The organism is Marinobacter albus, from assembly GCF_030238305.1.
GTDB lineage: Bacteria > Pseudomonadota > Gammaproteobacteria > Pseudomonadales > Oleiphilaceae > Marinobacter > Marinobacter albus.
Map to the genome: position 1 here is coordinate 288,630 of NZ_JASSQD010000002.1, position 14,192 is coordinate 302,821.

The window sequence follows — 14,192 nt, forward strand, 5'->3', positions numbered from 1 at the left end:
AACAAACGGAACCGATAATGAAGCAATCAGAATATCTGAGGTACGACGCCACGGCATTGGCCGATCTGATCCGGCGTGGCGACGTTACCTCACGAGAAATCTGCGAGGCTGCCACGGAGCGGGCCACCCGTGTAAACGGTACCCTGAATGCCATCTGTTACCCACAGTTTTCCGAAGCACCCGCCCAGGACTTTCCGAAACAGGCACCCTTTGCCGGCGTTCCCCTGCTGCTCAAGGACCTGGCTCAGGAACAGGCCGGTCACCCCTGTACCTATGGCAGTCGGGGCTTCACCCGAAACGTGGCGACCCAGGATTCCGAGTTTGTCCGACGTGCCCGCGATGGTGGTCTGGTGTTTCTGGGTCGGACGGCAACGCCCGAGTTCGGCCTGAAAGCGGTCACGGAATCCGAACTCTGGGGCGCGTCCCGGAACCCCTGGAATACCGACCTCACGCCCGGGGGGTCCAGTGGCGGCTCCGGGGCGGCTGTGGCGGCCGGTATTGTCCCCATGGCCGGGGCCAATGATGGTGGCGGATCCATTCGGATCCCGGCCGCCTACAACGGCCTGTTCGGCCTGAAGCCCTCGCGCGGGCGCATCTCCAGCGGCCCACTGGTTGGTGAGGCCTGGACCGGCGCCTCCACCGACCACGTGGTCAGCCGGACCGTGCGGGACAGCGCGGCCATGCTGGATATCCTCAGTGGCCCGGCCGCCGGCGATCCGTTCGCCATTCCCGCGCCGCCGGCGCCTTTTTCCCAGTTGAGCCAGCAGTCGCCGGGTACCCTGAAAATCGGTGTGTTCACCTCCTCGCCCTACGATACCGAGGTTGCGCCAGACTGTGTTGCCGCGGTCGAGGCGACGGCCCGGGTGCTGGAAAACCTGGGCCACAAGGTGGAATACGCCCGGCCTGAATTTGACGGTATGGCGCTGGCCCGTTGTTACCTGGGGCTGTATTTCGGTGAAGTATCGGCGTTGATGGCGCAGGCCCGGGAACGCTTCGGGGCCCGGAACGAAGACTTCGAGCTGGATACCCGGCTGATCGGAATGCTGGGCAATTCCATGCCCCTGTCCGATTACGTTCGGCGCCGGCAGCAGTGGAACGACTTTGCCCGCGCTCTCGGCGCGTTTTTTGGCAGCTACGATCTGTATCTGTGCCCCACCACCGGCCAGCTTCCGGCTCGCATCGGGGAGCTGGAGACACCGGCCCACCTGAAGATTGTCGCGAGACTGATGCTGGCGCTGAAGGCGGGCAAGCTGGTGCACCGCACCGGCCAGGTCGATCAGATGGTTCTGGAGAGCCTCGCCCGCACCCCCTTCACCCAGCTTGCCAACCTGACCGGTACGCCGGCGATGTCGGTCCCCATGCACTGGACCGCGTCAGGCCTGCCCGTCGGCGTCCAGTTCGGAGGGCGTCATGGAGACGAGGTACGCCTGTTACAGCTGGCGGCCCAGCTGGAGGAGGCAAGCCCCTGGTTTGGCCAGTATGAACGCCTTGAGAACGCCTTCGACAGTTAGGGGTTGTGATCCGCTTGCCAAAACTCCACGTTTATCTTTGTATGCGGAACAGGCTATGCTGTTTATCAGGAAGACCCTTTTCTTCCTGATAGACCCTGATGGCATCGAGGAGGCGAGCGTATTATGAACCAACCGATGGCAATCGATGATCTGGTATCAGTAGCACAGGCCGAAGCCATGGGGGAGCTGGATGCCCCGATGATGGCAATCGTCCTGTCCAGCGAACAAAGCTACGACTTGCCCATTAATTCCCTTGAAACCGATGCCGACAAGGCCCGCTGGGGGTTGATCCTCCGTGCAGCCCGCGAGCATGTGGAAGCGGATGCGGTGGCGGTGCTGTACCCGGCCTGGACCACCATTCGTCAGAAGAAACCCGAACCGGAGGCGGAACAACTTACTGAGGATCCTGTCGAGCAGTCCGACGATGGCGATAACAGCCCGATCGACACCCTGTTCGTCCAGTTGCACACCCGTGATCACGTGTACTGGCGGGGCTTCGAGCAGATCCGGGATCCAAAGCATCAGCGCATCATCGGCTTCCGCCGGATCAAGGCGTTGTCGACCGACTACAAGCGCGACGAGGCACCTTCCGTCACTGCCTGGCTCAGCACGCTGTTCGAACCGTTACCGGATGAGGGTGAGGAAACTGCCGTCGACCGGGAACTGGCCGATCTGCTGGAAGAGCCGGAGGTAACTGCGGCGCTCTACCCGCGTCAGATGCGCGCCCTGCACTGATCTGCCCACAGCCGCCGGGGCCGAGGGCGCCGGCGGCACTGAACACCTCCCTTCCGGCCTCAGATCGAGGCCGCCCGTTCTATTACCCAGAGCAGACTGATACCGCCCACGCCGGCCAGCACGGCGGGAACCAGCGCCCGCTGGTAAAGCCGGAAACGCGCCAGCAGGTAGAGCACCGGGAAACCGAGTACGAGTAAGCCCAGTTGTCCCACTTCGACCCCCAGGTTAAAGCCAGCCAGGGCAACGGCCAGATTGGCCTCGCCGCCGGTCAGATCTCCCAGGACACTGGCAAACCCAAAGCCGTGAACCAGCCCGAAGGCAAAGGCCAGCCGCCAGGTTTTCCGGCCAAAGACCGGCCAGACCACATTCAATGCCGCCAATGCGATGGAAAGCGCGATCACGGTCTCGACCCAGGCAACGGGGAGCCGGACGATTCCCAGCGCAGCCAGTGCCAGGGTGACGGAGTGGGCCAGGGTAAACGCGGTGACTATGCCGGCAAGCTGAATCAGTCGCGGCCGCAGGCCGGGCGGTCCGGTGCTGCCCGGTGATGCGGACATCAGGCTCGCGGGCAACACCAGGACCAGCAGAAACAGGATGTGGTCCAACCCGATCAGCAGGTGAATCACCCCTTCGTAGAGAAAGGTCGTGAAGATGCCCCACGCCCCCGGCGCGGTCCCGGGAAGGAGGTTGACGGTACGCTCCGCCGGTGACAGCACCGCCAGGGTATGTCGATCGGCCGAGTCGATGCGGACCAGGCCACGATGCAGGCTGTCGCGATCGAACAGCAGGGTGTAACTCAAGGTCTGGGGCGCCTCGCCGTTCGGGCAGCCCAGTCGGTAGCGGGCGGCAGAATAATGCCCATCGCTGTGAGTGCTGATGCCCCAGTCCGTTCCGGTCAGGGAGCAGGAGCCGGAGGCGCTGACAACCGTGACGGCTTCTTCCAGGGTTCGGGTGATAACGGCGCGCTGGGCGCGGACCTCCCGACCGGATAGTTGCTGATCGCCGTTCCGATCCAGCGGCATGAGCAGGGCGAGGTCGCGCAGGGCAACATCAATCCTCAGCTCCGACTGGCCGGTGTCGACGTACAGGAAGCTGTCGCTGGCCTTGTGTGCCAGCGCGGGAGTGGCGAGGGGAAACATCAGTAGCACGGCCGCGATCAGCCGCATGCAGGGGGCTGATCGGCTCATGGTAGCTCCGGATATCGGGCATCGGATTGGCCGGTTTGCTCCAGCCAGTTTCGCAGCGTCCTGACCGCCGCCTGGTCATCAGCGGCGATGGCCGCCCGGAGTGCCAGTGCCGTATCGAGGGGTTCGCGCTGGGTCTCCCAGTTCGCCATGGCGTGGCGCAGCGCAATATCAGGCCGTTCCTCGATGGCCAGCTGGAAGCGGGCAAAGTCCCGCTTGTGCAGCAGGGCCCCGCGCCACTGTGCTTCCTCGAAACGCTCCCGAATCCGGTTGGCCAGCCCGTCCTGGTCTGGATGCCTGGTTCGGCGCATGGCAATCACCCGCAGGACTGCGAGCGCGTCGACCTGCTCGTATCCCAGGGTCAGCGCCATGACCGACTGGACCTGCCCGTTTCTCAGGTACCAATCTGCCAGCTGGGTAAGGGTATACAGATCCGTCGGGCTACTGGCGAGAACGGCCTGCCAGTGCGCCTCGGCGGAAGCCAGTCCCAGTTGTGCTGCGATATCCCCCAGGGTGCCCCTGGCCCAGAGGTAGCCCGCGGATCCGGTGTTACCAGCGGCGGCCAGTTGGTTCGCGAGACGGTCGTAGGCGGCCCGTGGCGCACCGGATCGGGCGTCCACCTGGGCCAGGCAACTGGCGGCAATCAGGCCAGGGAATTCCGTGGACAACCGCTGGCAATGGGTACGGGCCTGGTGGTAGCGACCCTGGACAGTTTCGAGGTTGGCCAGGGTCAGGCGGGCCTGAATGCGTTGCCGGCGATCGGCACTCCGGTTGAGCACCTCCGCCAGATCCTGCCGAGCCTCGTCGAAACGGTGGAGGCTCTGCGCCAGGGTAGCCCTGAGAACGCGCAGGCGGTCGGTCATGGCGTCGTCCGGCCACTGCTGGAAGCGTCTTTCGGCATAGCCCAGAAATCTCGGGTCGCCGCTTCCCCGCGCCTGGTCGATCAGGGCCTGGACCTCCTCCGCCATGGCCGCCGCGCTCGGCGGTAGCCGGGTGCTCCGGGGTACCGCATCAGGCAGGCGGGCGAGGATCGCTTCGTCTGCGAAATTGGTTTGGATCGGGGCCGGCGCCGTGGCGACCGGAAGCGGCCAGGCCATCAGGCTCACAAGACCGATCCAGAACGAAAAAGCCCTGCCCCGAAGGGCAGGGAAAAACAACGCCGGAGACAGGCCAGTGTGGATCCGGCGAAGCGATGCATTACCGCAGCAGGTCATCGTAGGCCTGAGGGTTGTTCTGGTCGTTGAAGCTGAAGTTGATTCGGTCAAGGCTCTCGGGAGCCCCGGTATTAGATGTGGCCTTGACCTGCGCCTTCACGAACGTGGTGAAATCAAGGGTCAGGTTGGGGCCTTGGCCGGAGTTGCCGGAGTCACTGAAACAGCCTGACAGGGCAACAGCCATGGTGACCGCCAATCCGATTTTCACGATGGAAAACATACGCGCTCCCTCCTACAGGCCGTTCGGTGAACCCGGGGTCGGGGTCGCCAGGTACGGGAAGGTGGTTCTCAGCTCCGCGGGATCCAGCTGGACACCATCGGTGAACGGAACGTCCTTGTTTGGTGCATCGTCGGTGAGCGCGCCCATTGCGACACGAAGCGCCGCATCGACAACATCATCGACCGGGCGCCTGCCATTGGGGAAACCGGCGTTGTCTCCGCCGAGTACACCAAGGTCATTCTGGGAGCCCGCCGGTGTCGCCGGGACGGATGGATTGAGTCGCAGCATTTCCGAGGCGGTCACGCCCACCGGCATGTTCACGCCTGGCACGCCCGTCAGGAAGGCGGTGACGAGATCGGTCCGCGGGAAGTTGTTCGGCGCGACCGCACCGGCATCCCCGAAGAGAATTTCCAGGAGTTCCGGCAGTGTCGGATGCGTTACGTAGGTCGCGAACTGGCCGTCGTCCTTGGGCTCACTGGCGTTAAACTGATCCTTGTCTTTCAGGCCGATCACCACCTCGTTGACCAGCGGCATACCGAGACGGGACACCTGGGTGTAGGCACCGCCTTCCACGGTGGCACCCTTGCCATTCGCAGAGGGGCCCGGGTTGATGATCTGCGCCTGGCGAACACTTGCGGTCGTCCATGCGCCGATAACCGGCTGGCTGTTTGTGTTGGTGGCGGTGCCGGTCAGGCACTCGGTGGGGATTTCCAGGGCAAACGACGTCACGTTCTTGTTGGCCAGATCGCCAGGTCCTTCCGCATTGCGCATGCCCAGCGGGTTGGTGTTGACCAGGTCGAAGATCTCGCCGAGGTTGACCGCGAACGCTTCTTTTCGTTGGCCGACAAACACACGGCCGTCTGTGCTGCAGCCCGGAATGGTCATGCCGAAGATATGCTGGTCGGCGTAGCTGGCGTAGTCCGCAAAGGATTTGCCGCCGATGTTATCCAGGGGCTTGCTGAAAGTTTCGGTTCCGTTGGTGACGTTGGTCGAGGCATAGGAAAGCCCGTTCCGGCGGTCGCCACGGATCACCGTCACGGTGTACTGCTGCTGCAACTGGACGTTGCCGTCGGCAGAGGCGTCGCCGATGTTCTTCAACGGCACGGAGACCATTTCCTGGCTGCCTTCGTCGCCCACGGGCAGTTGGATATCGTTCAACTGGTCCCGGAGGTTGAACTGGAAGGTGATGTCTTCCCGGGCGTCGCCATCATTGTCGACGTGGATCTCGTAGACCGCGTCTTCATCCAGATCAAAGTAGTTCGGGCCACCGTAGGCGTCCTGCAGGGGCAAATAATTGGCAATCAGGGTCACATAATCCGCGCGCCCGGATTCGTAGCTGCGAAACATGTAAAAATCGGTGCCATCAACTTTCGGGATTTCGGTGATGAAGGGTGCTTCCCGGTGGCTGGACGCGTGGCCGCTCGTGGCACTCAGGCAAAACCCGGCAACGGCGATTGCCAGGCCGGAGCGTTTCAGAATCGTTTTCATTCCTTTTTCCTCTTTTTGTGCGGTTGGTTCACAGGAGGAAACGGGAGCCTTCGGAAGAAAGATGCAGGACCGAACAAAAATAATCTTTTGGGCAGGTTTCGCATCCCTATGCCTACTTTGAGCGTACTGGAACCAGAGCCAATAATAAGCGGAGATGTTATGAATCCAGGCCAGACTGATCAGGAGGACCTGATGCGCTTGCTGTTCTCGGTGGCGCACCAGGACCGGAAGGCCTTTGCGCGGCTGTATGAAGCCATCGCATCGCGGATGTTCGGGTTGTGCATGAAACTGGCAGGCCAGCGGGAGCTGGCGGAGGAAGCTCTGCAGGAGGCTTTTATCCAGATCTGGCACCACGCCGGTGAATACCATGAAGGGCGTGGAACGCCGATGGGCTGGATGATGACCATTGCCCGTTACCGGACCCTGGATCTGATCCGGTCCCGGAAAGTCAGGCAGACCGCTGGTGATGATCACCTTGAACACGTGGAAGACCAGCGAGCCGGCCCCCTGGACGATTCCCTGCGCAACGCCGGCTCGGCCCAACTGACGGGCTGTCTGGAAGAGCTTACGGACGTACAGCGGGACAGCATCCTGCTGTCATACTATCGCGGGTTCACCCACGAGGAACTGGCTCAGGCCCTGAGTTCGCCGATCGGTACGGTGAAAAGCTGGATCCGGCGCGGTTTGCTGGCGTTGAAGAGGTGCCTGGAACAATGAAAAAGACACCGGAACGTATCGAAAGCCTGGCCGCCGAGTATGTGCTGGGTTCATTGAGGGGCCAGGCCCGGGTCAGGTTCGAGCGCTGGATGATGGAGTCGGCCCGGGTTCGCCAGGAGGTCTGGTTCTGGGAGGAGAAGCTGGGCCAGCTTTCCTCAGAAGTGCCGCCGGTAACTCCACCCCGGTCCGCCTGGAAATCCATCGAACGTCGGCTCTGGCCGCAGACGGCCCGGGTCAAGGCCCGCTCCGGCATCGGCTTGCGCTGGATTTGGCCGGGGTGGAGCCTGGCGGCAACGGCGGCTGCCGTCGTGCTGGCAGTGTTGCTGGTCCAGCAGCCAACGCCAACGCCGCAGTTATCCGGCGCGATTGTGCAGGCCGATATCAGTGACCCGCTCTGGCTGGTCAGCGAGTCCGGGCAGAACAATTTGCTGAAATTGCGATCGGTCGCCGCGAGCGCCGCCGATGCCGGCAAGGACTATGAGCTCTGGATCGTGCCTGAAGACGGGCAGCCGCTGTCGCTCGGGGTGATTCCCGCCGGTGGCGTGCATCAGGTGACCCTGACCGATGAGGCCCGGACGGCATTGTCGCAGAGTCGAACCCTGGCGATCAGCCTTGAGCCCCTGGGCGGATCACCGACCGGCGCGCCCACGGGCCCGATTCTGCACGTGACCAAACTCTACGAGCTTTAATACAGGCTCATCTGGCGGCGATCAGCGCCAGGCACAGCTGGGCGTTCTGGATGAAGTGACCGAACGCCGACAGCTGTTGCTCGGAAGGGGTGTAACCGCCGCCGGCATTGTCGGCGTAGAACAGGCCCACCAGACGGCCGTTGGCCCGGAGTGGGCCCACCAGCGCCGGCACCCGGCCAAGCCAGCGGTCGTAACCGGTCTGGCCGGCATCGGCGTCAGGACGGTAGATAAAACAGCCGGCGTCCGGCACCAGCTTACCCAGCGGGCCAGAGCCCTCCCTTGGGACGGTGAGCTGGTCACGCCAGTCATCGGTTCCCCGGCCGCTCAGTTTCCGGGGCACCAGTTCCCGGCCAGTGCGATCGCCCATTAACAGTGCGACCCGCTGCATGCCGATGGCCCGGTGAATGCCTTCGATCACCAGCTGGCAGACTTCATTGATGTCCGGCTTTTCGGCCAGACTCTCGGTCAGGTCGCGCAGAATTTGAAGCTGCAGTTCCGGATCCATCTCGGGTGCCTTCGCCGCCGCCTTGTCGCCATCCTGCTGGTTGCCGGGCATCAGGGCAGTGATTTGCGGAATGCCGAGGGAGACAGCCACGCGGGCAGCCTCGGTGGCATTGACCTTGACCTGGTCACGAACCGTCGCCGGATTTTCGCCGATATCCTTGCCCAGCTGTTCCAGCACCTTGTCCATTTCGGCGCCGCGCCAGCCCTGCTCCGACAATCGCGCCATCTCCACCGAATGCCGTACCAGGCTGGCATTGGGGGAATTGGCCTGCCCGGGCGCTACCACGTCCTTGATGAACGGTCCCAGCGACCAGGCCTCCACCAGGCCCCGGGTAATCTCGGTAAAGGTGGTGTGCAGCACGGTCTTCTGGGCTTCCACCGGTGGTTCTTCCAGGCGCAACCGCTGTTCCAGTTCGGTGGCCTGTTCGGTCTCGCAGGACCAGAACGCGAGTTCCCCGATGTTCATCAGCAGGGCGCCAATAAAGACTTCCTCCAGCGCGGTTTCATTCCGTTTCGGCATCAGGCAGCGGGCCTGGACAGCGGCATGGATGGCTCGGGCCAGGCACCGCAACAGGTGGGGCCGGTCATTGAGTTGAAGCAGAGCGTCGACAATCAGCGAGGAAATGGCCATGGATTTCACGGCATCGAAGCCAATCAGGGTGATGGCCCGGCTGACGGTGCTGACCTGGGTGCGGGTCTGGTTGTAGAACACTGTGTTGGACAGCCGCAGCACCTGGGAGGTGAGCTGGGCATCGTTGAGAATCACGTAGGCCAGCTCGTTGACGGTGCTGTTGCGGCTGTCGGTCAGCTCGTTGATGCGCCGGAGGGTGTTGGCCAGTACCGGCAGCTCCACTTTGCTCAGGTAGGTGACCCAGGCCCGGGTCGAGGTCATCCGTGAGGGCATCGTATCGGTTTGGTTGGTCACTTGGGTGGTCTCAGGGCAGAGCGCTTCAGGGAACACGGAGGTTATTGTTTGGTCTCCAGTTTAGTTCACCGCCCGATGCGGTGTCAGGTAACCGTTTGTGTAAGGGCATTTACCCACGGGTATCGGTGCCTGCGGATTCGGGTTTGGCGAGTGAATGGGCTATAATCGCCGGTTTTAACGCTGCACCCACAAGGCGCTACCGTGATTGTATTTGACCAGGTACAGAAGTCGTATCAGGTAGGCGGCCGGGCGATCCCCGCGCTGCATCCCACCGATATGACCATTGAAACCGGCGAGGTGTTTGGCATCGTCGGTCACTCCGGCGCAGGTAAATCCACGCTGGTGCGTCTGATCAACCTGCTGGAACCGCCCACCGATGGCCGGATTCTGATCGACGACGAAAACATTACCCATTATAACGCCGCCGAGTTGCGGGCCTTCCGGCGCAAGGTCGGGATGATCTTCCAGCACTTCAATCTGCTGTCGTCCAAGACCGTCGCGGACAACATCGCCTTTCCCATGAAACTGGCCGGCATCTACTCGAAATCCGAGATCCGTGACCGGGTAGAGGAGCTGCTCGCCCGGGTGAGCCTGACTGACCATGCCAACAAGTACCCGTCCCAGCTGTCCGGCGGGCAGAAGCAGCGGGTCGGGATTGCCCGAGCCCTGGCCTGCCGGCCGACCATTCTGCTGTGCGACGAGGCCACCAGTGCTCTTGACCCGCAAACCACCCAGTCCGTGCTGAAACTGCTGGCGGACATCAACCGTGAGCTGGGCCTGACCATTGTTCTGATTACCCATGAAATGGATGTGGTGCGCCGGGTATGCGACCGGGTAGCGGTGATGGACGCCGGTCGTGTGGTGGAAATGGGGCCGGTCAGTGAGGTGTTTCTGCATCCGCAGCATCCGACCACCCGGGATTTCGTGTTCGAAAGCGAAAGCATCGACAGTGAGGAGCTTCAGGAAGATCTGCAGAAGGCCGATGGCCGTATCATGCGCCTCACCTTCAAGGGTGATGCTACCTACAAGCCGCTGCTGGGCAGCGTGGCCCGGGAGTCCGGCGTGGATTTCAGTATCCTGTCCGGCCGGATCGATCACATCAAGGATACGCCCTACGGGCAGCTGACTCTGTCGCTGGTCGGTGGCGATCTGGAGGTCGCCATGAACGCCCTTAAGGCCGCCGACGTTCACGTGGAGGTGCTGCGCTGATGGACGCCCTGATGGATGGTTTACTGAGCAACGTTGACTGGTCGGAAATCGGCTGGGCCAGCTGGGACACCCTGGTCATGGTGGGCATGTCCCTGCTGTTCAGTGTGTTGATCGGCCTGCCCGTCGGTGTGTTGCTGTTTCTTTTCGGCAAGCGCCAGTTGCTGGAGCAGCCGGTAGCCTATGCCGTGTTGTCGTTTGTGGTGAACGTGCTGCGGTCGGTGCCCTTTATCATCCTGCTGATTGTGATGATTCCGTTCACGGTGATGCTGATCGGCACCTCCCTCGGCGTTGCCGGCGCGATTCCACCGCTGGTGGCGGGCGGCGCGCCGTTCTTTGCCCGGCTGGTGGAAACCTCGCTGCGTGAGGTGGATCGCGGCATCATCGAAGCGACCCAGGCCATGGGCGCGAGCGTCAAGCAGATCATCTTCGGCGCGCTGCTGCCAGAGGCCCTCCCGGGCATCATTGCCGGTATTACCGTTACCGCAATCACCCTGGTTTCCTACGCCGCCATGTCCGGTGTGATCGGCGGTGGCGGTCTGGGTGACCTGGCGATCCGCTTCGGATATCAACGATTCCAGACCGATGTCATGGTCATTACCGTGGCCTTGCTGGTGATTTTCGTTCAGGTGCTGCAGATGGCCGGTGACCGTCTGGTGCTCTATTTCAGCCGTAAATAATTCAAACAGGAGAACGTAGAATGAATCTCAAGAAATCCCTGGTGGCGCTGGCTGCCGCTGTAACTGTTTCTGCCGCCGCCTCCGCCGAGGAGCTCTCGGTAGCGGCGACGCCGGTTCCCCACGCGGAAATCCTGGAATTTGTGAAGCCGACCCTGGCGGAACAGGGTGTGGAACTGGATGTGAAGGTATTCACCGACTACATCCAGCCCAACATCCAGGTGGACCAGAAACGGATGGACGCCAACTTCTTCCAGCACAAGCCCTATCTGGATGAGTTCAATGCCGGGCGTGGCACCAATCTGGTGACAGTAACCGGTGTTCACGTAGAACCGTTCGGCGCCTACTCCAGCAAGATCGATTCCCTGGAAGCACTGGAAGACGGTGCGGTTGTCGCCATTCCGAACGATCCCACCAATGGCGGACGTGCCCTGTTGCTGCTCCAGAAAGCCGGCCTGATCACGTTGAAGGATGCCAGCAAGATCACGGCAACGCCCCGTGACATTGCCGAGAACCCGAAGAATCTGGACTTCAAGGAACTGGAAGCGGCGACCCTGCCGCGGATCCTGAACCAGGTCGATGTTGCGCTGATCAACACCAACTATGCCCTTGAGGCCGGTCTGAATCCGACCGAGGACGCGCTGGTGATTGAAGGTTCCGATTCCCCGTACGTGAACATTCTGGTTGCCCGTCCCGATAACAAGGACAGCGAAGCCATGCAGAAGCTGGCTGCCGCCCTGACGTCCGATTCGGTCAGGGCGTTCATCAAGGAAAATTACGAGGGCGCTGTGGTTCCTGCGTTCTGAAGTGCGCCGGCCCACGGCCGGAACGACGGATAAAAAAGGCCGGGCAGCTTCGCTGCCCGGCCTTTTTATTTTGGGCCATCGGTGTGATGGAGTGCGGTGATCAGTCGCCACTCCAGTTGGCCTTGGGATCCGGTGTCATCCGCAGGTAGGACTTCACCGCCTTGTAGCCCTGCGGGAATCTCTGTTTGATTTCGTCTTCGTCCTGCAGGGACGGAACAATCACCACATCGCCGCCGCGCTCCCAGTTTCCGGGGGTGGCAACCTTGTGATCGTCGGTGAGTTGCAGGGAATCGACTACCCGCAAAACCTCATTGAAGTTGCGACCGGTGCTGGCCGGGTACGTGATGATCAGGCGCACCTTCTTGTTGGGATCAATCACAAACAGGGAGCGAACCGTCATGCTGCTGTCGGCATTGGGATGGATCATGTCGTACAGTTCGGACACCTTCCGGTCCTGGTCGGCAATGATCGGAAAGTTGACCGAGCAGCCCTGGGTTTCATTGATATCCTGGATCCACTCCTTGTGGGATTCGACCGGGTCCACGCTCAGGGCAATGGCCTTGACGTTGCGCTTGGCGAATTCGTCCTTGAGCTTGGCAGTCAGCCCCAGCTCGGTGGTGCACACCGGTGTGAAGTCGGCCGGGTGCGAGAACAGGATGCCCCAGCTATCGCCAAGCCAGTCGTAGAACGAGATTTTCCCTTCACTTGAATCCTGCTCGAAATCCGGTGCGGTATCTCCAAGACGTAAACTCATAAGCTACTCTCCTTTTGCTGCAAGCTTCGGCAGTTTTCGTTGACCGGCCGCGTATCCGCCGGAATGTTTACTCAGTCTATACAACAAACGTGGGTCGTGTAGGGCCGGAAAACAAGGCCCTAGACGTTGCCCACGGTTTTCTGCTGGTCAAAGTGCTCCCGGGTCAGCCTGAACACCACCGGGCTGAGCAACAGCAGCGCGATCAGGTTGGGCAGGGCCATCATGGCATTCAGGGTGTCCGCGACCAGCCAGACAAAGCCCAGTTTCAGGGTCGCGCCGACGGGTATGGCAGCGATCCAGGCGACCCGGTACGGGACAATGGCTTTTACCCCAAACAGGAACTCGATGCAGCGTTCACCATAGAAGGACCAGCCCAGAATTGTGGTGAACGCGAAGACCGCCAGGGCGATGGCCACCAGGTAGTTACCGACGCCTGGCAGGGCCTCGGCAAAGGCCATGGAGGTCAGCTCGGCGCCGGACACGCCGGCGGTCCAGGTGCCGGAGGTAATGATCACCAGCCCGGTGATGGTGCAGATGACAATGGTATCGATGAAGGTGCCCAGCATGGCCACCATGCCCTGGTTGATGGGGTTCTTGGTCTGGGCGGCCGCGTGGGCGATGGGGGCCGACCCGAGACCGGCTTCGTTGGAGAAAATACCGCGCGCCACACCAAATCGGATGGCGGCCCAGACGGCGGCGCCGGCAAAGCCGCCTTCGGCTGCGATGGGGCTGAAGGCGTGTTCAAATATCAGCCCCAGGGCCGCCGGGATGTCGGCGGCGTTGATGGCCAGCACCAGCAGCCCGGCGATCAGGTAGGACAGCGCCATCAGCGGCACCAGGGCACTGGCAACGTGCCCGATCCGGCGGATACCGCCGATCAGCACCGCGCCCACCAGAACCATCAGAATCAGACCGGTCACCCAGTGGGGTATGTCGAAGCTCGCTTCCATCACGTCGGCCACCGAGTTCGCCTGGACGGTATTGCCGATCCCGAAAGCCGCGATGGCCGCGAATACGGCAAACAGCACACCCAGCCAGGCCCATTTGGCGCCCAACCCGTTGCGGATATAGTACATCGGGCCACCGACGTGGGCGCCGCGCTCGTCCACCTCACGGAAACGCACGGCCAAGACGGCCTCCGAGTATTTGGTCGCCATCCCGACCAGGGCCGTCAGCCACATCCAGAACAGGGCGCCGGGACCGCCCAGGAATACAGCAGTGGCCACGCCGGCGATGTTACCGGTGCCCACCGTGGCTGAGAGGGCAGTCATCAATGCCTGAAACGGCGGTATCTCGCCCTCGGTTTCGGCACCGGCGGCTTTGCGGCCCTGCCACATCAGCCGGAAGCCGGCACCCAGTTTCAGGATGGGCATCAACTTCAGGCCGAGACTCAGAAACAGCCCGACCCCGAGGATGAGAACCAGCATGGGCGGACCCCACACCAGTGAATTGATTTGTCCGACGAGCGAGGATATGGCTTCCATGGGGATCTCCCGTAGTTAGCAATGGGTGCCCTTGTGGGGCTTAACCGAATGAGTTTAAGTGATAATTTTGATCTGTAA

General features: G+C 62.0%; 14 protein-coding genes. 7 read left to right on the plus strand and 7 right to left on the minus strand.

Going from position 1 to position 14,192, the window contains the following annotated elements:
- Window positions 1-17 precede the first annotated feature (17 nt).
- Window positions 18-1,511 carry an amidase gene (locus QQF73_RS12840; protein ID WP_219867641.1) on the plus strand — a complete coding sequence of 498 codons (1,494 nt, stop codon included), beginning with the start codon at window positions 18-20 and terminating at the stop codon, window positions 1,509-1,511.
- 123 nt (window positions 1,512-1,634) lie between these two features.
- Window positions 1,635-2,246 (plus strand): hypothetical protein, encoded by a 612-nt coding sequence (locus QQF73_RS12845; protein WP_219867642.1) that lies wholly within the window; start codon window positions 1,635-1,637, stop codon window positions 2,244-2,246.
- Between the two features lie 59 nt (window positions 2,247-2,305).
- Here the strand turns inward: QQF73_RS12845 and QQF73_RS12850 are convergent, their stop codons facing one another.
- The 4 genes from QQF73_RS12850 to QQF73_RS12865 all read right to left on the minus strand — a co-directional run bounded on the left by QQF73_RS12850 (window position 2,306) and on the right by QQF73_RS12865 (window position 6,352).
- Window positions 2,306-3,433, minus strand: coding sequence for a HupE/UreJ family protein (locus QQF73_RS12850; RefSeq protein ID WP_285368456.1), 1,128 nt, complete (start codon window positions 3,431-3,433; stop codon window positions 2,306-2,308).
- A complete protein-coding gene (locus tag QQF73_RS12855) occupies window positions 3,430-4,527 on the minus strand; it encodes a hypothetical protein (RefSeq protein ID WP_285368674.1) in 1,098 nt (365 codons plus the stop codon). The genes QQF73_RS12850 and QQF73_RS12855 overlap by 4 nt, the downstream gene beginning before the upstream one ends.
- Window positions 4,528-4,627: 100 nt before the next feature.
- On the minus strand, window positions 4,628-4,864 hold the full coding sequence (locus QQF73_RS12860; RefSeq protein ID WP_219867643.1) for a hypothetical protein: 237 nt from the start codon (window positions 4,862-4,864) through the stop codon (window positions 4,628-4,630).
- A gap of 12 nt (window positions 4,865-4,876) precedes the next feature.
- The gene (locus QQF73_RS12865) at window positions 4,877-6,352 is read right to left on the minus strand and encodes a DUF4331 domain-containing protein (protein ID WP_285368457.1); all 1,476 of its coding nucleotides are present in this window, start codon (window positions 6,350-6,352) and stop codon (window positions 4,877-4,879) included.
- Between the two features lie 159 nt (window positions 6,353-6,511).
- On the opposite strand from QQF73_RS12865, the gene QQF73_RS12870 reads away from it, so the two are divergent.
- Window positions 6,512-7,069, plus strand: coding sequence for a sigma-70 family RNA polymerase sigma factor (locus QQF73_RS12870; protein ID WP_219867645.1), 558 nt, complete (start codon window positions 6,512-6,514; stop codon window positions 7,067-7,069).
- On the plus strand, window positions 7,066-7,758 hold the full coding sequence (locus tag QQF73_RS12875; protein ID WP_285368458.1) for an anti-sigma factor: 693 nt from the start codon (window positions 7,066-7,068) through the stop codon (window positions 7,756-7,758). Before QQF73_RS12870 ends, QQF73_RS12875 begins: the two co-directional genes overlap by 4 nt.
- A gap of 7 nt (window positions 7,759-7,765) precedes the next feature.
- Here QQF73_RS12875 and QQF73_RS12880 read toward each other — a convergent pair whose 3' ends face one another.
- Entirely contained in the window at window positions 7,766-9,187 is a 1,422-nt protein-coding gene (locus tag QQF73_RS12880) for an HDOD domain-containing protein (RefSeq protein ID WP_285368459.1), read from the minus strand.
- Between the two features lie 201 nt (window positions 9,188-9,388).
- On the opposite strand from QQF73_RS12880, the gene QQF73_RS12885 reads away from it, so the two are divergent.
- Genes QQF73_RS12885 through QQF73_RS12895 form a run of 3 tightly spaced genes read left to right on the plus strand, consistent with a single transcriptional unit; the run spans window position 9,389 to window position 11,876 of the window.
- Window positions 9,389-10,396 (plus strand): methionine ABC transporter ATP-binding protein, encoded by a 1,008-nt coding sequence (locus tag QQF73_RS12885; RefSeq protein WP_219867647.1) that lies wholly within the window; start codon window positions 9,389-9,391, stop codon window positions 10,394-10,396.
- The gene (locus tag QQF73_RS12890; protein ID WP_219867648.1) at window positions 10,396-11,073 is read left to right on the plus strand and encodes a methionine ABC transporter permease; all 678 of its coding nucleotides are present in this window, start codon (window positions 10,396-10,398) and stop codon (window positions 11,071-11,073) included. The genes QQF73_RS12885 and QQF73_RS12890 overlap by 1 nt, the downstream gene beginning before the upstream one ends.
- 20 nt (window positions 11,074-11,093) lie before the next feature.
- A complete protein-coding gene (locus QQF73_RS12895) occupies window positions 11,094-11,876 on the plus strand; it encodes a MetQ/NlpA family ABC transporter substrate-binding protein (protein WP_285368460.1) in 783 nt (260 codons plus the stop codon).
- 100 nt (window positions 11,877-11,976) lie between these two features.
- On the opposite strand, the gene QQF73_RS12900 is transcribed toward QQF73_RS12895, so the two are convergent.
- Together QQF73_RS12900 and QQF73_RS12905 are read right to left on the minus strand one after the other, a co-directional pair.
- A complete protein-coding gene (locus QQF73_RS12900) occupies window positions 11,977-12,630 on the minus strand; it encodes a peroxiredoxin (protein ID WP_219867650.1) in 654 nt (217 codons plus the stop codon).
- 119 nt (window positions 12,631-12,749) lie between these two features.
- Window positions 12,750-14,114, minus strand: a complete 1,365-nt coding sequence (locus QQF73_RS12905) for an alanine/glycine:cation symporter family protein (protein ID WP_219867651.1) — start codon at window positions 14,112-14,114, stop codon at window positions 12,750-12,752.
- Window positions 14,115-14,192 lie beyond the last annotated feature (78 nt).

What these genes read in the sequence shown, in the direction of transcription:
- QQF73_RS12840 (WP_219867641.1), top strand. Translation starts at nt 18, where the DNA reads ATGAAGCAATCAGAATATCTGAGGTACGACGCCACGGCATTGGCCGAT.
- QQF73_RS12845 (WP_219867642.1), top strand. Translation starts at nt 1,635, where the DNA reads ATGAACCAACCGATGGCAATCGATGATCTGGTATCAGTAGCACAGGCC.
- QQF73_RS12850 (WP_285368456.1), bottom strand. Translation starts at nt 3,433, where the DNA reads ATGAGCCGATCAGCCCCCTGCATGCGGCTGATCGCGGCCGTGCTACTG.
- QQF73_RS12855 (WP_285368674.1), bottom strand. Translation starts at nt 4,527, where the DNA reads ATGGCCTGGCCGCTTCCGGTCGCCACGGCGCCGGCCCCGATCCAAACC.
- QQF73_RS12860 (WP_219867643.1), bottom strand. Translation starts at nt 4,864, where the DNA reads ATGTTTTCCATCGTGAAAATCGGATTGGCGGTCACCATGGCTGTTGCC.
- QQF73_RS12865 (WP_285368457.1), bottom strand. Translation starts at nt 6,352, where the DNA reads ATGAAAACGATTCTGAAACGCTCCGGCCTGGCAATCGCCGTTGCCGGG.
- QQF73_RS12870 (WP_219867645.1), top strand. Translation starts at nt 6,512, where the DNA reads ATGAATCCAGGCCAGACTGATCAGGAGGACCTGATGCGCTTGCTGTTC.
- QQF73_RS12875 (WP_285368458.1), top strand. Translation starts at nt 7,066, where the DNA reads ATGAAAAAGACACCGGAACGTATCGAAAGCCTGGCCGCCGAGTATGTG.
- QQF73_RS12890 (WP_219867648.1), top strand. Translation starts at nt 10,396, where the DNA reads ATGGACGCCCTGATGGATGGTTTACTGAGCAACGTTGACTGGTCGGAA.
- QQF73_RS12895 (WP_285368460.1), top strand. Translation starts at nt 11,094, where the DNA reads ATGAATCTCAAGAAATCCCTGGTGGCGCTGGCTGCCGCTGTAACTGTT.
- QQF73_RS12900 (WP_219867650.1), bottom strand. Translation starts at nt 12,630, where the DNA reads ATGAGTTTACGTCTTGGAGATACCGCACCGGATTTCGAGCAGGATTCA.
- QQF73_RS12905 (WP_219867651.1), bottom strand. Translation starts at nt 14,114, where the DNA reads ATGGAAGCCATATCCTCGCTCGTCGGACAAATCAATTCACTGGTGTGG.